Origin of the sequence: Halanaerobium saccharolyticum subsp. saccharolyticum DSM 6643 (assembly GCF_000350165.1) — a bacterium.
GTDB lineage: Bacteria > Bacillota > Halanaerobiia > Halanaerobiales > Halanaerobiaceae > Halanaerobium > Halanaerobium saccharolyticum.
Map to the genome: position 1 here is coordinate 635464 of NZ_CAUI01000005.1, position 19967 is coordinate 655430.

Genomic DNA, 19967 nt, shown 5'->3' on the forward strand with positions numbered 1-19967 from the left:
GCTTTAATCCCTGTCATATCAACATTCAGACTTCAAAATCCAAGATAATCTCTATTTTTTAATCCATGTATACAGATATTATGAATGTCTATTAAGCAGTTTCAATATATCCAAATTAAATATAATATAATCCCTGTATACAAGTATAGAAATTCTTAAAACTATTTACAGCTTGACTTTTTGACTTTATACTAAGTAATACACCTTTAAAACATAGGTACCGGTCACTTTCAAATCTAAAAAAGAAGGAATGATAAATTATGACTTTTACAAAAATGCCTAAAAAGCAGGGATTATACAGTCCAGAATTTGAACATGATGCCTGTGGTATGGGATTTGTAAGCCATATTAAAGGAAAGAAATCTCATCAGATAGTTGAACAAGCTTTAGAAGTACTTGTTAATTTAAGACACAGAGGAGCAAGTGGTAGTGAAGAGAATACTGGTGATGGTGCTGGAATTCTAATTCAGCTTCCTGATAGTTTTTTAAGACATAAAATGGAAACAACGGATATAGTTTTGCCGAATGAAGGTAATTATGGGGTTGGAATGGTTTTTTTGCCCCCCCAAAAAGATAAAAGAGAAAAAGTTAAAAAAATTGTAGAATCTGTTATAGAAAGTGAAGGTCAGCAGCTTTTAGGCTGGCGGGAAGTACCTGTTAATTCAACTGAAATTGGAAAATCAGCTTTAGAGGTTATGCCTCATTTTTCGCAAATTTTTATTGAGAAGTCAAAAGAAGTTGAGCAGGGAATAGATTTTGAACGCAAATTATATTTAATTCGTAAGAAAATAGAAAATAAGATGCGTAATTCTGAGCATCAGGGAGAATTATATTTTGCATCACTTTCCAGTCGCACTTTAGTTTATAAAGGGATGCTTACTCCGGGACAGCTTGAAGGATTTTTTCCTGATTTAACTGAGCCAGATTTAAAGACAGCAATTGCTTTAGTCCATTCTCGATTTAGTACCAACACGTTTCCAAGCTGGGAAAGAGCACATCCAAACCGTTATCTGATTCATAATGGTGAGATTAATACCATGCTGGGTAATCAAAACTGGATGCGGGCTAGAGAAGGGATTTTCGAAAGTGATCTTTTCAGTGATGATTTAAAAGAACTGCTGCCAGTTATAGCTCCTGAAGGCAGTGATTCAGCTCGTTTTGATAATGTGCTTGAATTTTTAGCTTTAACTGGACGCTCATTGGCTCATTCAATAATGATGATGATTCCAGAACCCTGGGAACATAATCAACAGATGGAAAAGAAAAAACGTGATTTTTATCATTATCACAGTACCTTAATGGAAGCCTGGGATGGGCCAGCTGCAATGGCTTTTACTGATGGATCTCAGGTTGGAGCAGTGCTTGACCGGAATGGTTTAAGACCATCAAGATATTATATAACTAAAGATGATTTGCTAATTCTTTCTTCTGAAGTTGGTGTTTTAGAGCTGCCAGAAGCTGAGGTTATTAGCAAACAGCGTTTGGAGCCGGGAAAAATGCTGCTTTTAGATACCGAAAAAGGAAGAATTATTAATGATAAAGAAATAAAAACTGATATTGCAGCAGCAGAGCCCTATGGTGATTGGCTTGATCAGAATCTGATAGAATTAAAAGATTTAAAATCTGATCTGAGTAATAAGCAAGCTGAAGGGGAAAAAGAAAATTTGAAGATAAAGGATTTACAGTCCCCTAAACTTGTTACAATGCAGAAAAGTTTTGGTTACAGTTATGAAAATTTACAGAAAATTTTAATTCCAATGGCCCGAGATGGTGTTGATCCGATTGGTTCAATGGGTAATGATGCCGCATTGGCAGTTTTATCTGACCAACCCCAGCTGTTATATAATTATTTTAAGCAGCGTTTTGCTCAGGTAACCAACCCTCCAATTGATTCTATTAGAGAAAAGTTAATTACAGCAACAAATACTTTTATCGGTTCAGAAGGTAATTTGCTGCAGCCTAATTCAAAAAGCTGCAGACAGTTGGAATTAGAACATCCTCTTTTAAAAAATAAAGAACTGGATCATATTAAAAATATGGATCAACCTGGTTTTAAAACAGCAGTCCTCGATATTGTCTTTAATAAGACTGAAGAAACTGGAACTCTATCTGCAAGAATGGAAGAATTATTTGCTGAAGCAGAAAAATTGATTGCTAATGGAGTCAATATTATTATTCTCTCTGATCGGAGTGTAAACAGCAGCAAAATTGCTATCCCTGCTCTCCTGGCAGTAAGTGGTCTTCATCATTATTTGATTAAAAAGAGTTTAAGAACAAAAGTTAGTTTGATTTTAGAATCAGGTGAGCCAAGAGAAGTTCATCATTTTTCAGCTTTAATTGGTTATGGTCTGGATGCAGTTAATCCTTATCTGGCTTATGCAACTGTTGAGCAGTTAGTAGAAGCAGGCCATTTAAAATCTACTAAAGAGCAGGCAGTTCAAAAATATATTAAGGCAGCAGTCAAAGGTGTTGTCAAAGTTATGGCTAAAATGGGAATTTCTACAGTTCAAAGTTATAGAGGTGCCCAAATTTTTGAGGCTATTGGAATTTCTGAATCAGTAATTGATAAATATTTTTGCCGAACAGCCTCTCGAATTGGTGGGATTGGAATAGATGAAATTGAAAAAGAAAGTATTATGAGACATGACAGTGCTTATAAGGGAATTAAAGTTGAAAAAGAAACACTTGATGCCGGTGGTAATTTTAGTTGGCGCAAAGATGAAGAAGAACATCTTTATGATCCAGAAACTATTTATCTACTGCAGCGGGCAGTAAGAGAAAATAATTATGAGCTATTTAAAGAATATAGTTCAAAACTGAATGATCAGAGTTCTAAAATGCTGACTTTGCGTGGTCTTTTAGAACCAAAATACCAGCAGGAAGCTATTCCATTAGAGGAAGTTGAGCCAGCTGAAAATATTATGAAACGTTTTAAAACAGGAGCTATGTCTTATGGTTCTATCAGTCAGGAAGCCCATGAGGCACTGGCAATTGCTATGAATAGAATAGGTGGTAAAAGTAATACTGGAGAAGGGGGAGAAAATCCAGATCGTTTTACTCCTGATGCAAATGGAGATCTACGCAGCAGCGCAATTAAACAGGTTGCTTCTGGTCGTTTTGGAGTGAATTCTCATTATTTGGTTAATGCAAAAGAAATACAAATTAAAATGGCCCAGGGAGCAAAACCTGGAGAAGGAGGACAACTTCCTGGTAAAAAGGTATATCCCTGGATCGCAGAAACTCGAGGCACAACCCCTGGGGTAGGACTTATTTCACCACCCCCACATCATGATATTTATTCTATTGAAGATTTGGCTCAGCTGATTCATGATTTAAAAAATGCAAATCGTGAGGCCCGAATTAATGTTAAACTTGTATCTGAAGTTGGAGTTGGTACAGTTGCTGCTGGTGTAGCTAAAGGTAAGGCAGATGTTATTTTGATCAGCGGTTATGATGGTGGTACCGGTGCTTCTCCTAGAACAAGTATCCGGCATGCCGGTCTCCCCTGGGAACTTGGACTTTCAGAGACTCATCAGACACTCGTTTTAAATGATTTAAGAGACCGGGTAACATTAGAGACTGACGGTAAGATAATGACCGGAAAAGACTTAGCAGTTGCAGCAATGCTGGGAGCAGAAGAATTTGGTTTTGCAACAACACCCTTAGTTGCTTTAGGCTGTGTGATGATGAGAGTCTGCAGTAAAAATACCTGTCCAGTTGGGGTTGCAACTCAGGACCCTGAACTGCGTAAAAAATTTCAGGGTAAGCCAGAACATGTGGTTAATTTTATGCGTTTTATTGCTGAAGATTTCCGCCGTGAATTAGCAGCTTTAGGATTTAGCTCAGTCAATGAATTAGTTGGTAGGATTGATAAATTGAGACAGGATAAGAGTCGAGAACACTGGAAAGCAAAGGGTCTTGATTATTCTTCTATCTTATATCAGCCAAAAATTGCTCGTAATAAAGCTGTTTACTGTCAGCAAAAACAGGAACACGGACTGGAGAAGAGCCTTGATTTTAGAGAACTCCTTGAACTGACAAAAGAAGCAGTAGAAAATGGAGCTCAGCTGCAAAAAGATCTAAAAATAAAGAATACAGATCGGGTTGTCGGAACTATTTTAGGTAGTGAGATAACTAAACGTTATGGAGCAGAAGGGCTGCCTGAAGATACAATTCAGCTCAATTTTGAAGGATCAGCGGGTCAAAGTTTTGCCGCTTATCTGCCCCAAGGAGTTAGCTTTAGACTTAAAGGGGACAGCAATGATTATCTGGGCAAAGGACTTTCAGGTGCAAAAATTATTGTTGAAAAAGCAGTTGAATCTAAATTTAGGGCTGAAGAAAATATCATTATTGGTAATGTAGCCTTTTTTGGTGCTACAGCTGGAAAAGCATATATAGAAGGAAAAGCAGGTGAGCGCTTTTGTGTTCGTAACAGTGGTGTTGAGGCTGTTGTTGAAGGTTTAGGAGATCACGGCTGCGAATATATGACAGGTGGAAAAGTTGTTGTGCTGGGCCAGGTTGGGCGCAATTTTGCGGCCGGGATGACAGGTGGAACTGCCTATGTATTTGATTTAGAATCTGATTTTAAAGATAGAGTAAATGGCGAGATGGTTGAACTAAATTATTTAACAGAAACAGAAGATGAGATAATGGTTAAAAAAATGATACAAGAACATTTAAAATATACCGGTAGTGATCGAGCTGCAGAAATTTTAAATAACTGGCAGAGCTATAAATCTAAATTTATTCGAGTTATGCCTTGTGATTATCAGCGGATGATTAAAGCTATCAATAATTTTAAAGCTCAAGGATTAAGTAAAAATGATGCTTTAATGAAAGCCTTTGAAGAAAATGCTCAAAATAAAGCTAGAGTTAGCGGTAACTAGGACAGAGGAGGAGACAAAATGGGTAAAGCAACTGGATTTATGGAGTATCAGCGGGAAGTTCCTAAAGAACGTCCGCCTAAAGATAGAATAAATGATTGGAAAGAATTTAAAAATATATTTACGGATAAAGCAGCTAAAATTCAGGGCGCTCGGTGTATGGAATGTGGAATTCCTTTCTGTCACAGTGGTTTGGAGATTGGTGGTATGGTGTCCGGCTGTCCTGTTAATAATCTGATTCCGGAGTGGAATGATTTAATTTATAAAGGAAAGTGGGAAGAAGCAGTTAGAAGACTTTTAAAAACTAATAATTTTCCTGAGTTTACCGGCAGAGTTTGTCCTGCTCCCTGTGAGGGCTCCTGCACTGTAGGCTTAAATGACCCAGCAGTGACAATTAAAGCAAATGAATATCAAATAATTGAGAAAGCCTTTGCAGAAGGCTGGATTCAGCCAGAACCACCAGAGTTTAGAACTGGAAAATCAGCAGCAGTAGTTGGCTCTGGACCGGCTGGATTGGCAGCAGCTGATCAGTTAAATAAACTAGGGCATCAGGTTAAAGTTTATGAGCGTCAGGATAGAATTGGAGGTCTTTTAGTTTATGGAATTCCAAATATGAAGTTAGATAAAGAAAAAGTGCTGCAGCGGCGCTTAGATATTATGGAAGCCGAAGGAGTAGAATTTATAACAGGGACTGAAATAGGAAGTGAGATTAGTTTAGACAATCTAAAAAATGATTTTGATGCAGTTGTAATTGCAGGTGGGGCAACTAAGCCTAGAGATTTAGAGGTTCCAGGCCGAGAAGCAGAGGGTGTTCATTTTGCAGTTGATTATCTTAAAGCTAATACAGAGTATATACTAAGTAATAATAATAAGGACTACATTTCTGCTGAGGATAAAAATGTAATTGTAATCGGTGGTGGAGATACAGGAACTGACTGTGTAGCAACTGCTATCAGACAAGGTGCTAAATCAGTTAATCAGTTTGAGATTATGCCCAAAGCACCGGATGCAAGACAGGCTAATAATCCATGGCCGGAGTGGCCTAAAACACTTAAAGTTGATTATGGTCAGGAAGAAGCAATAGAAGTTTTTGGATCTGATCCAAGAGAGTTTCTAATAATGACCGAAGAAATAATTACTGAAGAAGTTGCGGGTCAAGAAACTGTCTCGGGAGTAAAAACTATTAAAATCAACTGGGAGAAAAATGAAAACAATAGATTTGTACCTATTAAGCAGGCAGATACTCAAAAAATTTGGCCTGCCGACCTAATTTTAATTGCAATGGGATTTTTAGGACCTGAAAATAATCTGATAAAATCTGCAGGGCTTGAACTGGATGGACGCTCAAATGTTAAGGCAGATTATGATGATTTTAAAACAAACATTGAAGGAGTTTTTGCTGCTGGTGACATGAGGCGTGGCCAGAGTTTGGTAGTTAACGCTATTGATGAAGGACGCAAAGCAGCAATTAAAGTTGATGAATATTTAAGTTAAATATCTTTATCTGTTCCATTTACTGTGATATACTAAATATAGTTAATACAATTATAAATATTAATTAAACAAAATAATAACTATAGTATATAAATGCCGCTAGTGGAAATTATTAAGAGATAGGTGGTGTTAAACTTGGATCAGGAGCTTTTAGATGGCATCAGGCAGATAATAAGGGAAGAAATATCTGGGGTTGAAAGTGATGTTTCAACTTTAAAAACTGACGTTTCATCACTAAAAAATGATGTTGCCGAAATGAAGCCACAGCTTAAGGAAAATACAGATATGCTTAGAGTTTTGCTTGCTAATTCTGAGACACACGGAGCGGAAATTAAACAGTTAAATCACCGTGTTGCTAAAATAGAAGGAATTAACAAACGACAGGATAAATTAGAAAGTGGTCTTCTAAATCATCGACATGAAGTAGTTTTCAAAATAGGAGAAGCAGTATTTGAGGATTAGTCAGATTTCAATTCTGATTCTTGACAATTTTCAAAAAATAATATATAATTAAGCAAATTAGAAAACTAAATAATTAAAAGTTATGAGAGGGAGGAAAATAAGATATATTGATTACAGAGAATCGGAATTGCTGAGAACCGATATCTAAAAATTATTTTTGTAGCCCTTGAACTGCAGTGTTGAAAGTAGTAAATGCTGTCGGAATCTTTTTAATGCATCCGTTATCAAATGCAGAAGTATAAATGATTATTCATCAGGCGTACTTAAGAGACTGTATACCAGTAAATTTGGGTGGTACCACGTGAGATAACTCTCGTCCCTATTGATAGTTTAACTATTAGTAGAGATGAGAGTTTTATTTTTTTAAACAGTTTTAAGTTTAGATCATTATTTTATCTTAAAAAGGAGTGAGCAGTATGAGTAATAATGATAAAGAAATGATGAGTGGAGCAGAAATTTTTGTAAAGTCATTAGAAGCAGAAGGTGTAGAGACTATATTCGGCTATATTGGGGCAAAGGTTATAGATATTTATGATAAGTTATACGATTCAAAAATAAGACATATTATGCCTCATCACGAACAGGGTGGAGTACATGCAGCAGATGGATATGCACGTTCTAGTGGTAAAACTGGAGTTTGTATAGCAACCTCTGGCCCTGGTGCAGCAAATATGGTAACAGCTTTAGCAACTGCAAATATGGATTCAGTTCCTTTAGTTGCTTTTACAGGCCAGGTACCCAATAATATGATTGGTACTGATGGTTTTCAGGAAGCAGATATCAAAGGTGTTACTATGCCTATTACTAAAAATAATTATATTGTTAATGATGTTAAAGATTTATCAAGAATAATTAAAGAGGCTTTTCATATTGCTGCTACAGGTCGGCCTGGTCCAGTAGTAGTTGATATTCCATCAAATATTTTAAAAGATAAAGCTAAATTTTGTTATCCCAAAGAAGTTGACCTGCCAGGATATAATCCAACATATGAGGCAAATAAATTACAGTTAAATAGAGCAGCAGAGTTAATAAATAATTCTAATAAACCAATTATATATGCTGGTGGGGGTTCAATAATTTCTGGAGCAGATAAGGAAATAAATGAACTTGCAGCAAAAGCAGAGATACCTGTAACAACAACTTTAAATGGAATAGGTGTTTTTGATGAAAATAATTATCTAGCTTTAGGTATGCTGGGAATGCATGGAACAACAGAGGCTAATCTGGCAATTACAAATTCTGATTTAATTATTGCCCTTGGAGCTCGATTTGATGATCGTGTAACAGGTAAATTAGAGGAGTTTGCAGTTGATGCAGATGTGATTCATATAGACATTGATCCAGCCGAAATAGCAAAAATTGTAGAGACCAAGGTTCCAATTACAGCAGATGTTAAACTGGCTCTGGATAAGTTAATACCTAAAATTAAAGAGGTAAAAAGACCAGCCTGGTTAAAAGAAATAAAAGAATGGAAAAAAATTGACCAAAAAGCAGATCCAGAAAAAAATCAGAAATTACTACCATCAGAAATAATAGAAACTCTTTATGATTTAACTGCTGGTAAAGCAATTATTACAGCTGGTGTAGGACAGCATCAAATGTGGGCTGCTCAGTACTATAAATACTCAAAGCCGAGAACATTTATTAGTTCAGGCGGTTTAGGAACAATGGGTTATGGTTTTCCAGCTGCTATTGGAGCCAAAATTGCTAATCCAGAAAAAGATATTTTCGCTCTTGTAGGAGATGGGAGTTTTCAGATGAATATTCAAGAGTTGGCAACTGCAGCTAAAAATCATATTGCAGTTAAAATAATAATTTTCAACAATCAATATCTAGGGATGGTTCGCCAATGGCAGGAACTATTTTATGATAAAAGATATGCTGCAACATGTCTAAGAAAACAGAGCGGTTGTCCTTCCCAATGTTCTGGCCCCAATAAAAATTGTCCCGAAATAATTCCGGATTTTATTCAGGTGGCAAAAGGTTATGGTATCAAAGGAGAAACTATTACTGAGCGCAAAGATATTAAATCAGCACTTAAAAATGCAATCAAAGCTGATGAACCATATATTCTTAATTTTATGATTGAAGAAGAAGAAAATGTATTTCCAATGGTTTCTGCGGGAGGAAGTTTAAAAGATATGATTTTACGAAAAGATAGAAAAAATTAATAATAAACAGTTTATCTTCAATTTTAGCTTTATCTTATCATTAAAGATCCTAAAATTATTTTAATTTAGCATTGCATCTGAGCTAAAAAAAACATAACATTAAGTTAAGGAGTAAATATTATTTTAGGAGAGTTATAAATTGAGATATTTTAATAGATTGAGTTTTAAAAAGAAAACTATATACTTCTTTTTGATGCTTGGATTTTTAATAAAATATAATTATTTTAACTGGCAGATATTTCAATTAAATTCAATTTATATATTAATAACAAAAAATTTAGTAATAATCTTAATCTCGATAATCAGTATAAATTTCTTTTTAAAAAATACAAAAAGAATATATCTTACATTTTTTATCTATTTGCTGTTTACATTATTTTTCTTTGGGAATCTGTGGTATAATAAATATTTTGCTAATTATTTAAGTTTAGCAGATATCACAATGGGCCAGGGAATAAGACCTTTTAAAGTCATATTCAGACAATTAATTGGTTGGTTAGACCTGCTTTTTGTTTTTGAAATACCAATCTTAAGTTTTTTGATATTTTTTAAATCAGATTTTAAAGTAGAAAAGATATCTATGTCAAAAAACAAAAAATATAGAGAAAACATTTTGATAATTTTGTTGTTAATTTTAGTGATTTTAGGGATTCATATACATCATATAAATAATCTTTATGCAATAAACGGGTTTTTTGAATTATATGAACACAGTACTTCTGCTTTTGTCAGTGTTTATGGAATTGTACCCTTATATATAGCAGAATATTTTAGCATGCAGAATCTGGAGCAAGGAAATGTCGACCAGTTAAGTAATGAAAAAATAGTAGGAGATAAAAATTTAACTCATAAACACAAATTAAAATCTGTTAAAAACATTATAGTTGTGCAGCTTGAATCATTTGATGAAAAAATAATAGATTATCGCTATAAAGGACAGGAAGTTACTCCATTTTTAAATAAAATTAAGCAAAAATCATTGTATTTCGAAAACATTTATGCCCAGCATATTAATGGAAGTTTTGATGCTGAATTTTCTTTTTTGACTTCTCTTTATCCTAAAAATAAAAATTATGCTTTTAAAACTAATGATATGTCAGAGTTTAATTCTATTATTAAAGCCCTAAAAGCTAAAGATTATCAATTTTTAGCTTTTCACGGAAATAAGGGGGATTTCTTTTATCGAGATCAAGCTTATCCGGAAATAGGATTTGATAAATTCTATCATAAAGATTACTTTACAACCCAAGATGCTAAAATAGGCACAGAAAGTTATTTAGGCATTAATGACTATGATTTTTTTGACCAATCTATTGATTATCTGCAAAAAGCTAAAGAACCATTTTTTGCTTTTTATATCACTGTGACCAGCCATACTCCTTTTGATTTTTATCCAAAAGAATACAGTCAAAAAATATTTGATGATTTAAAACCAACTATTGTAAAAGATTATTTTAATTCAGTTTATTTTACTGATCAGGCAATTGAACACTTTTTTGAACGTTTAAAAGCAAAAGGCTTATATCAAGATACTCTCTTTGTTTTTTATTCTGATCACAGTTCTGATATAAAAAAAGAAAGCTATCATTCAGCTGATAATTTTGTAATGGAAGCTAATGTTAAGGAACCAGAAAATATTCCTCTAATGATTTTTCATCCGAAACTTGACTCTGAAAAAATAACTAAAACTGGAACTCATACTGATATTGCACCAACTGTTTTGGATATTTTAGGTTATAAAGAAAAACCAAAAGGCTTTTTAGGGGTTTCATTATTAAAAGAAAAAGAAAATCCAGTTCTTTTTTTACATGAAACCCCCCAAATTTTATATAATAACAATTTATTTTTAAGAATGCCAATGAGTCCAGAAGAAAAAAATGAATTTAAAAGAATAGCATATAAAAATGAAAAAAGCAAAGAAATTTCTTTACCAGAAACGGAAAAAGAGAGGATGTTAAAGATAATAGATTATATGCAAAATATTATGAAAAAAAATATTATAAAAAAAGATTCATAATAAATTAGGGGGAGAAAAAATGAAAAAATTCTTTAAAAAGATATCAACTTATCTTTTGTTGATGTTATTTGTGGCTGCAATTATTTTTGCAATTAATTACTATTATGGACAAAAAATAGCTGAAGATGTAAAATTAGAAATTACAGAAATAGCGGAGACAAATAATTATCAGCTTCGTTTTTTAGAAGTAGAGAGTAATCCATTATTACAAAAAATTAATATCAGAGATTTAAATTTAACTAAAGCTGACGAATTTAATCTAATTATTAATCAGGCAGAAGTTAATTTTAGCTGGCAGCAAATACTAAATTATATTCGCAGTCAAGATCTTGAACTTGATAAAAATTTAGATAGTGATATTGCTCAAATTAATTATTCAAATTTAAATGATAATTATCAAATAAATATTAAAGAAGCTAAGCTTAAATACCAGGGTAATTTACCAGAAGAAAAGCTTTCGGAGATAATAAATGAAGAAAATTTGCAGCTTTTATTAGAAAATGACCATCAATTAGATTTTACTGCAGCTGAATTGAAATATGATTTTCCCTATTATAGACGTTATGGTTTAAATGATGAGGAATGGAATAAATTATCAACTTTTAATAACTTTGTACTGCGGACAAATTATGATCAAGAGACTAGAGCCTATAATGTTGAAGAATTTAATTTGAGTAGTGAAGTTTTAAAAATGATTTATAATTTTGATTCAGTAATTAATTATGAAGATGAGTCTCAACAAATTGTTTTTGAAGAGATAAGTGGAAAATATGATTTTCTTTTAACAGCAGAAGATTTAGATTTTAATGCTAATACACTTTATCAAGATTTAGAATTTAAACAAATTAACTTTAATGGAAATTTTGATCTTTTAAATGAAGAAGAAAGATTGAAGGCTAATCAGCTTGATTTTAATTTAAACTTAAAAGAATTCAAACTGGTATTGACAGAAATTTTAGCTAAAGAGTTAAACAAAAATAGTTTCGGTATCTTGGCTGAAAATAATCAATTTGAGATCTTAATTAACGAGTTTAATTATCAGCAGGAATATAGTTATCCGAATGGAAGCAGTAGTTCGGAATTGGACTCATCTATGCTTAAAGCTGAGTTTAAAGCAGAATATAATTACAGTCAGGAAATACCTTATATTAGTACTGCCGAATTAAGATATAAACCTCAAACTGCTAAGGCAGAACAGCTTAATTCTTTTCTGCAGCTTGCTTTAGGCGAAAAAATAACTAAAGATGAAGCTGGCTATTATCAATTGAAATTCTGGGGCCAAATAGATGATTTGAACTTTGAATAAGCTAAATTAGATATTTTTTGTTGTTTTAAAAAATGAATTATATAATATTTTGTGAAAACACTTTACAAGTTCTATTTAAAATGCTAAAATATAACTAGAAAATTTAATATAACTAACGAGGATGGGTGAGATTCCCTACCGGTGGTAAAAGTCCACAAATCCATTTGGATTGATCTGATGCAATGCAGAACCGACAGTAAAGTCTGGAAGGGAGTTAGGTTATAGGTTTATTAATCTAATTTGTTTATTTACTATTTTATTTATTTAAAATGTTAAATAAACTTAGATAATATACTTATATTATAATATTTGACTATTAAAGTCCTTCCAGTTTTGGAGGGGCTTTTTTTTAATTGTAAAATTAACTTCAAATTTTTAGATTTATTTATAGGGAGGTATATGATGCAGAAATTTTCTGATGCTGATCAAAGATATATGGCAAGAGCTTTAGAATTAGCAAAATTGGGTGAGGGCAGCACATCTCCTAACCCGATGGTTGGAGCAGTAGTTGTCAAAGATGGAAAGATAGTGGGTGAAGGTTATCACCAGAAATATGGTGGCCCTCATGCCGAAGTTTTTGCAATAGAAGAAGCGGGAGAAAAAGCTATAGGAGCAGATATTTATGTAAGTCTTGAACCATGCAGTCATTACGGCAAAACTCCTCCCTGTGCTCAAAAGCTGATTGATACTGGAATAAAAAGAGCAATTATTGCGATGGTTGATCCCAATCCAGATGTTGCCGGCAGAGGGATTGAAATGCTTAGAGAAGCAGGAATTGAAGTAGAGCTTGGACTATTAAAAAAGGAAGCTCAAAATTTAAATGAAATTTTCTTAAAATATATTCAAAGTGATTATCCTTTTGTTTATTTAAAAAAAGCTCAGACTTTGGATGGCTATATTGCAAGTTCAAGTGGGGATTCAAAATGGATTACAAATTCAGCTGCCCGACTGGAAGGGCATAAGTTAAGGCACCGATCAGATGCAATTATGGTAGGGATTGGAACAGTACTAGCAGATGATCCTTCTTTAACAGCAAGATTAGAATCAAAAAAAGGGATTGATCCTATCCGAATAATTCTAGATCCATTATTAGAAATACCACTTACTGCAAAAATTATAAATCAAAAATCAACGGCTAAAACTCTAATTATTACAGCAGATAATTTAAATAACTCAGCTGCTCAAATAAAAAAAGAAAAATTATTAAAAAAGAAAAAGGTAGAAATTCTAGATTTTGAAACAGATAATACAAACTATTTTAATTTAAAAAAACTGTTAATGCAGTTAAGGGAAAGAAAAATCAGCAGTATTTTGGTTGAAGGTGGAGCAAAGTTGAGTCATACGTTTTTAAAAGAAAATCTGGTTGATAAATTTTACTATTTTATTGCACCTAAGATCTATGGTGGCAGTGATGGTATAGCTTCTTTCTGTGGAGAAGGGCCAAAAATGATGTCAGATGCAGTGGAATTAGAAATTTTAGAGCAAAAAAATATTGATAATAATATTTTATTAATAGCCAAAAAAAAATAATATAATTTAAAAATGGAATAGAATCTACAAGGAGGTGGGCCAATTGTTTAGCGGCATCATTCAAGAAAAAGGGAAATTTATCCGCAAATTTAAGGGTAATAATAAATATCAACTTGAAATAAAGGCAAAAAAAGTTTTAGAAAATATAAAAAAAGGAGACAGCATAGCTGTCAATGGAGTCTGTCTGACAGCTGTTGATTATGGCAGCGATTATTTTAGAGCTGATGTAATGCCTGAAACACTTAAAGCAACTAATTTAGGTGATCTACAGCGGGATTCAATTTTAAATTTAGAACAGTCATTAAAAGCTAATGATTTTATCGGCGGTCATTTTGTTACAGGACATGTAGATTCAACAGCAGTAGTAAGATCAATTAAGAGAGAAAACAATGCTCAAATAATAAAAATGGAAGTGGACCAGCAAACAGAAAAATTTATAGTTCATAAGGGTTCAGTTGCTCTCAATGGAGTCAGCCTGACAGTAATGGGGATCAAAAATGGGATTTTAACAATATCCTTGATTCCAGAGAGCTGGTCAGAAACCAATTTATCACTTTTAAGTGCTGGAGATATAGTTAATATCGAGACAGATATGCTGGGGAAATATGTTTATAAGATGCTAAATAATTCAAGTGAACAGGATCAGAAAAAAAGCAAAATATCCGAAAGTTTTTTAGCTGAAAATGGATTTATCTAATCTAGAAAAAATTGAATTTTTTAAAATATTATTATGTAAAAATTATAAAATAATTTCATAAATATATAAATAATCTGAAAGGAGAGTTGAAATGGATAAAATTGAAGCTGCAATAGAAGATATAAAAGCTGGAAAAATGATAGTAGTTGTTGACGATGAAGATCGGGAAAATGAGGGTGATTTATTAATGGCAGCTGAAAAGGTAGATAGAGAGGCCATTAATTTTATGATCACAGAGGCTAGAGGTCTTGTCTGCACCCCCGTAGAAAAAGAGGTAAGTAAAAGACTTGATTTAGAAATGATGGTAGAAAAAAATACAGAATCTCATGGAACAGCTTTTACTGTCTCAGTTGATCATAAAGATGTTACGACTGGAATTTCGGCGCAGGAAAGAGCATTAACTATTCAAAAACTTGTTGATTCTGATTCAAAGGCGGAAGATTTTATGAGACCTGGTCACATCTTTCCTTTAGTTGCAAAAAAAGGGGGAGTTTTGAGAAGAGCAGGTCATACTGAGGCAGCTGTTGATTTAGCTAGATTGGCAGGTCTAAAACCAGCAGGAGTAATTTGTGAAATAATCAAGGAAGATGGAGAAATGGGGAGGCTGCCTTATTTAAAAAAATTCGCTCAAAAATATGATTTAAAGTTAATCTCAATTGAGGATTTAATTAACTACAGAAAGCAAAAAGATAAACTTATAAGTCTAGAGGCAGAGGCAGAACTGCCAACTGATTATGGTGATTTTAAAATTAAAGTATTTACAACAAATATTGATGATAAAGAGCATATAGCTATTATTAAAGGAGATATAAAGGATCAAGAAGATGTTTTAGTTAGAGTTCATTCTCAATGTATTACAGGAGATATTTTTGCTTCCAAAAGATGTGATTGTGGTGAACAGCTGGCAGCTGCTTTACAACTTATTGAAGATGAAGGTAGTGGAGTAGTTTTATATATGCGTCAGGAAGGAAGAGGGATTGGCTTAGCAAATAAAATCAAAGCATATAAGCTTCAAGATCAAGGAATGGATACTGTAGAGGCGAACGTGGCTCTAGGTTTTGATCCAGATTTAAGAGATTATGGTATAGGAGCTCAGATATTGACTGAACTTGGCTTATCAACAATTCGTCTACTGACAAATAATCCCACTAAAATTGTCGGTCTGGAAGGCTATGGTTTAAAAGTAACTGAAAGAATTCCTTTAGAAATAGACCCTAATCAGGAAAATGAATTTTATTTAAAAGTTAAGAAAGATAAAATGGGTCACCTCCTGGATTTTGATCATTAAAGCAGAGTTGATTTAGAAGATAAAAATCAATTTTTTTAAACTTGTTTTGATCTGATAAAAATAAATAATTAAAAATTTAAGCAGCTAAAATATTAACAAACAAAATATTAAAATAATTTAAAAGGAGAATGATAATAATGAGAACTATTGAAGGAAAATTAAATGCAGCGGGAATGAAAACTGCAATTATAGTAGGTCGTTTTAATGAATTTATATCAGGGAAACTACTTGAAGGGGCAGTAGACGCTTTAAAAAGACATGGGATGGATGAGCAGGATATTGATGTAGTCTGGGTTCCTGGAGCTTTTGAAATACCCTTAACAGCCAAGAAATTAGCTGTTAAAGAAGAATATGATGGAGTTATTGCTTTAGGTGCAGTCATTAGAGGTGAAACTCCTCATTTTGATTATGTATCTGCAGAAGTTTCAAAAGGAGTTGCTGGTGTGGGACTTGATACTGAAAAACCAGTTATATTTGGAGTTCTAACAACCGACACGATTGAGCAGGCAATTTCAAGAGCAGGTACTAAATCTGGTAATAAAGGTTATGATGCAGCAGTTTCCATGATTGAAATGGTAAATCTTTTTAAAGAAATTGAATAAATTTAAACTATCCTCTTTAGTGAAGAAATTTTGATTGATCTAAAGAGGATTTTCTGATTTATCTTTATTGAATTAAAGTTGGAAATTATGTATACTAATATACAAATAGAGATAAAATGAAGGTAGGTTAGATAATGCAGAGGAAAAAACATTTTTCATTTTTAAAAAATGAAATTAAAAATATAAATATCAAAGATTTTAAAGACAATAAGTTTTTTATTTTACTAAACAGTTTTTATTTACTAACTGCAGTTCTTTTAATTTTGAGTAATTCGATAAATATTAAGAGCTTTAACTTGTCATTTGATACAATACGAGGATTAATATCTCAAATACAGATTTTAATACTTTTGTATTTAAGTTTAAAATTTAATAAAATTGGTATCGTATCTGCTTTAATTTTAAATGTTTTTTCACAATCTTCAATGATTGCAATTATGATTATGGAAAACACATTTGTATATATGCCTGGTATTATTGCTTATTCAACATTTTTAATTGTTATCTTTTTGATTTATAATTACCAGCAAGAAATAAATCTAAAGGTTGAGGAGTTAGAAAAAGAAAAAGAAAAACTTAAACATTTAGCATATTATGATAGTTTAACTGAGATTGCTAATAGAGAAATGTTGATCAAAGAACTTGACCAGCTATCAGTAATAGCCAAAAATAATTCAGCAAGTTATAAATTAATCATTATTGATTTTAAAAATTTCAAAAGAATAAATGAATCCTGGGGCTTTGAAATCGGAGATTATATTTTAAAAGAAAGTGCCAATCGATTAAAAAATATAGTTACCGGATCTGATTTAATTGGACGCCTGGGTGGAGATGAATTTGCAGTTATAGTTCACAGAGAATTAACTGAAAAAGAGTTAAATAGATATATTAGAAGTATAAAAAGAGAACTTGAAAAACCATATAGATATGATAATCAAGAAGTAGTTTTAAATAGTAATTTTGGTATTTCAAGTTTTCCGCAAGATGGTAAAAACAGTAAGGAAATAATTAGAAGTGCTGATATTGCTATGTATAAGGCAAAAAATAGTATAGAAAAAGAAATAGAGTTCTTTTCCAAGCACATGGAAAAAGAAGTAGTAATGAATGTGCAAATGGAAGATGCTTTAAAAAAAGCTCTCAAAAATCAAGAGTTTTTTCTTATGTTTCAGCCTCAGTATAAAACTGATGGCAAACATTTAAGAGGTTTTGAAGTGCTTTTAAGATGGCATTCATCAGAACTGGGAACTGTTAGCCCGGCAAAGTTTATTCCTGAAGCCGAAAAAACTGGATTGATCAAAGAAATAGGTGAGTGGGTAATCAGAAAAGCTATTAAGAGATTTAATGATTTAGAAAAATATTTTGATAAAAAATTAGTTTTATCTATCAATATTTCAGTAGTTCAGCTGACAGAGCCAGGATTTTTAGAACAAGTAAAGGATATAATAGATTCAGAAGGTTTGAATGGTTTCAGACTTGAATTTGAAATAACAGAATCCCATTTCATTTCAGATCAGGAGCATGTAATAGATGTCTTATATAAGCTTAAAGATTTGGGGATTAATATTGCCTTAGATGATTTTGGCACAGGTTATGCTTCCTTGAGTCATTTACAGCATATACCACTTGATATTTTAAAAATTGATAAATCTTTTATTGATTTAATAGCTAATAATTCAAATAAAGAAAAAATGATGGTGGTGCCTTTAATAGAAATGTCCCATCAATGGGGGATAGAAGTTGTTGCAGAAGGAGTAGAAACAATAGATCAACTTCATTATCTGGAGGATCATAATTGTGATTATTTACAGGGCTTTCTTTTTAATAAACCTTTAACTGAAGCTCAAATCATTGAATCTTTTTAGTGTGGATTTTCAGCATGTTGATAAATAAGATATAAAGTTAAAAATGAAAAAAAGAAGTGGAGTGATTTTATGTCAGGGATCAAATGGAAAAAATTATTAAGTGGTACAGATGTTAGAGGTAAGGCAATTTCAGATCAGAAAAAAAAGGCTAATTTAACAGAAGATGCTGCTGCTGGTATTGGTTTTTCTTTTGTAAAGTGGCTTGCAGTTGAATTAGATAAAGAGGCCAAAGAACTTAAGATAGCAGTTGGGCATGATTCTAGATTAAGTGCTGATAAATTAAAAAAAGCTCTTGCCAAAGGTATGGAAATTGCAGGTGCAGAGTGTTTAAGTGCAGATCTAGCTTCAACTCCTGCCATGTTTATGTCAACAGTTTTAGCAGGACATCAGTATGATGGAGCAATTATGATTACAGCAAGTCATTTACCTTCTGATAAAAATGGATTTAAGTTTTTTACTAAAAAAGGTGGATTGGAAAAGGAAAATGTAATAGAAATTCTTGATATTGCTGCTGCTAATGAAAGTGAATTTTTAAATAAAAGTGACTCAAAAATTGATGATCTTAAAAGTATTAATTTAATTTCTGATTATGCTGAACACATTAAAAGTATCATTCGCCAGAATTTAAATCCTGAGGTTAATCAGCAAAAACCTCTGGCTGGATTCAAAATTATAGTTGATGCAGGAAACGGATCAGGTGGTTTTTTTGCAGATAAAATACTAAAAGATCTGGGAGCAGACACTGAAGGTAGTCAATTTTTAGAACCAGATGGTAACTTCCCAAATCATGCACCAAATCCGGAAAATAAGGAAGCCATGCATTCAACTCAAAAAGCTGTTTTAAATAATAATGCTGATTTAGGAATCATATTTGATACAGATGTTGATCGGGCTGCAGTAGTAGACAGCAGTGGTCAGGAAATTAATAGAAACAAATTGATTGCTCTGGCATCTACAATTGTTTTAGAAAATAATCCAGGAGCAACTATTGTTACTGATTCAGTTACTTCTGTTGGTTTAAAAGATTTTATTGAAAACAAATTAAAAGGAGTACACCATCGTTTTAAAAGAGGCTATAAAAATGTAATCAATGAAGCAAAAAGACTGGAAGCAGAAGGAACTAAGGCTCCACTTGCAATAGAAACTTCTGGTCATGCAGCCTTTAAAGAAAATTATTTTCTTGATGATGGGGCCTATTTAGTTGCAAAAATATTAATTAAAATGGCAAATTTAAATGCAGAATCAGAGAAAAAAATTGGTGAGCTAATTTCAGATTTAGAAGAAGCTGAAATTAAAGAGGAATATAGAATGAATATTGACTTAGATGATTTCAAAGATTATGGCCAAAGTATATTAGATGATTTAAAAGGGTTTGTTGCGCAAAAAGAAGGCTGGCAAATTGCACCAAAAAATTACCAGGGAGTACGAGTAAATTGTGGTGGTAATGATTGGTTTTTACTCAGAATGTCTTTGCATGATCCAGTATTAGTTTTAAATATAGAATGTGATCAACAGCAAAGCTTAAAAAATATTTTGAAAAATATTAGAGGATTTTTAAATAACTATGATAAACTGCAAATTGATATTATAGATTAATTGATATTATAGTTCAAATTTCATATAATTGTTAATGGAAAACTTCTAGAATATAATAA

The 19967-nt window shown here is 32.4% G+C and carries 12 protein-coding genes, 1 riboswitch and 1 other annotated feature; all 12 genes read left to right on the forward strand.

Going from position 1 to position 19967, the window contains the following annotated elements; translation table 11 throughout:
- The first annotated feature begins 260 nt into the window (after positions 1–260).
- The 12 genes from gltB to HSACCH_RS03465 all read left to right on the forward strand — a co-directional run bounded on the left by gltB (position 261) and on the right by HSACCH_RS03465 (position 19908).
- Positions 261–4886 (forward strand): glutamate synthase large subunit, encoded by a 4626-nt coding sequence (gltB, locus tag HSACCH_RS03410; protein ID WP_005487853.1) that lies wholly within the window; start codon positions 261–263, stop codon positions 4884–4886.
- An 18-nt stretch (positions 4887–4904) separates the two neighbouring features.
- Entirely contained in the window at positions 4905–6377 is a 1473-nt protein-coding gene (locus HSACCH_RS03415; protein WP_005487854.1) for a glutamate synthase subunit beta, read from the forward strand.
- Between the two features lie 135 nt (positions 6378–6512).
- On the forward strand, positions 6513–6839 hold the full coding sequence (locus HSACCH_RS03420; RefSeq protein ID WP_005487856.1) for a hypothetical protein: 327 nt from the start codon (positions 6513–6515) through the stop codon (positions 6837–6839).
- A 73-nt stretch (positions 6840–6912) separates the two neighbouring features.
- Positions 6913–7163 (forward strand) — a binding site (T-box leader).
- Positions 7164–7255: 92 nt separating this feature from the next.
- The gene (gene ilvB, locus HSACCH_RS03425) at positions 7256–9010 is read left to right on the forward strand and encodes a biosynthetic-type acetolactate synthase large subunit (RefSeq protein ID WP_005487857.1); all 1755 of its coding nucleotides are present in this window, start codon (positions 7256–7258) and stop codon (positions 9008–9010) included.
- Between the two features lie 442 nt (positions 9011–9452).
- Complete coding sequence (locus HSACCH_RS03430) at positions 9453–11027, forward strand: LTA synthase family protein (RefSeq protein WP_235043984.1); 1575 nt, start codon at positions 9453–9455, stop codon at positions 11025–11027.
- 19 nt (positions 11028–11046) lie between these two features.
- On the forward strand, positions 11047–12333 hold the full coding sequence (locus tag HSACCH_RS03435; RefSeq protein WP_005487861.1) for a hypothetical protein: 1287 nt from the start codon (positions 11047–11049) through the stop codon (positions 12331–12333).
- Positions 12334–12440: 107 nt separating this feature from the next.
- Positions 12441–12556, forward strand: a riboswitch (FMN riboswitch).
- A gap of 179 nt (positions 12557–12735) precedes the next feature.
- Positions 12736–13863 (forward strand): bifunctional diaminohydroxyphosphoribosylaminopyrimidine deaminase/5-amino-6-(5-phosphoribosylamino)uracil reductase RibD, encoded by a 1128-nt coding sequence (gene ribD / locus HSACCH_RS03440; protein WP_005487862.1) that lies wholly within the window; start codon positions 12736–12738, stop codon positions 13861–13863.
- 34 nt (positions 13864–13897) lie between these two features.
- Positions 13898–14560 (forward strand): riboflavin synthase, encoded by a 663-nt coding sequence (gene ribE / locus HSACCH_RS03445; protein WP_235043985.1) that lies wholly within the window; start codon positions 13898–13900, stop codon positions 14558–14560.
- Between the two features lie 91 nt (positions 14561–14651).
- The gene (locus HSACCH_RS03450) at positions 14652–15848 is read left to right on the forward strand and encodes a bifunctional 3,4-dihydroxy-2-butanone-4-phosphate synthase/GTP cyclohydrolase II (RefSeq protein ID WP_005487866.1); all 1197 of its coding nucleotides are present in this window, start codon (positions 14652–14654) and stop codon (positions 15846–15848) included.
- A 137-nt stretch (positions 15849–15985) separates the two neighbouring features.
- Positions 15986–16450, forward strand: a complete 465-nt coding sequence (gene ribH / locus HSACCH_RS03455) for a 6,7-dimethyl-8-ribityllumazine synthase (RefSeq protein ID WP_005487867.1) — start codon at positions 15986–15988, stop codon at positions 16448–16450.
- A 134-nt stretch (positions 16451–16584) separates the two neighbouring features.
- The gene (locus tag HSACCH_RS03460) at positions 16585–18312 is read left to right on the forward strand and encodes a putative bifunctional diguanylate cyclase/phosphodiesterase (RefSeq protein ID WP_005487869.1); all 1728 of its coding nucleotides are present in this window, start codon (positions 16585–16587) and stop codon (positions 18310–18312) included.
- Positions 18313–18381: 69 nt separating this feature from the next.
- Complete coding sequence (locus HSACCH_RS03465) at positions 18382–19908, forward strand: phosphohexomutase domain-containing protein (protein WP_005487870.1); 1527 nt, start codon at positions 18382–18384, stop codon at positions 19906–19908.
- Positions 19909–19967 lie beyond the last annotated feature (59 nt).

Excerpts from the sequence above, each read along its gene's own strand:
- HSACCH_RS03450 (WP_005487866.1), top strand. The coding sequence starts at position 14,652 with ATGGATAAAATTGAAGCTGCAATAGAAGATATAAAAGCTGGAAAAATG.
- HSACCH_RS03430 (WP_235043984.1), top strand. The coding sequence starts at position 9,453 with ATGGGCCAGGGAATAAGACCTTTTAAAGTCATATTCAGACAATTAATT.
- HSACCH_RS03435 (WP_005487861.1), top strand. The coding sequence starts at position 11,047 with ATGAAAAAATTCTTTAAAAAGATATCAACTTATCTTTTGTTGATGTTA.
- ribH (WP_005487867.1), top strand. The coding sequence starts at position 15,986 with ATGAGAACTATTGAAGGAAAATTAAATGCAGCGGGAATGAAAACTGCA.
- gltB (WP_005487853.1), top strand. The coding sequence starts at position 261 with ATGACTTTTACAAAAATGCCTAAAAAGCAGGGATTATACAGTCCAGAA.
- ribD (WP_005487862.1), top strand. The coding sequence starts at position 12,736 with ATGCAGAAATTTTCTGATGCTGATCAAAGATATATGGCAAGAGCTTTA.
- HSACCH_RS03415 (WP_005487854.1), top strand. The coding sequence starts at position 4,905 with ATGGGTAAAGCAACTGGATTTATGGAGTATCAGCGGGAAGTTCCTAAA.
- HSACCH_RS03465 (WP_005487870.1), top strand. The coding sequence starts at position 18,382 with ATGTCAGGGATCAAATGGAAAAAATTATTAAGTGGTACAGATGTTAGA.
- ilvB (WP_005487857.1), top strand. The coding sequence starts at position 7,256 with ATGAGTAATAATGATAAAGAAATGATGAGTGGAGCAGAAATTTTTGTA.
- HSACCH_RS03460 (WP_005487869.1), top strand. The coding sequence starts at position 16,585 with ATGCAGAGGAAAAAACATTTTTCATTTTTAAAAAATGAAATTAAAAAT.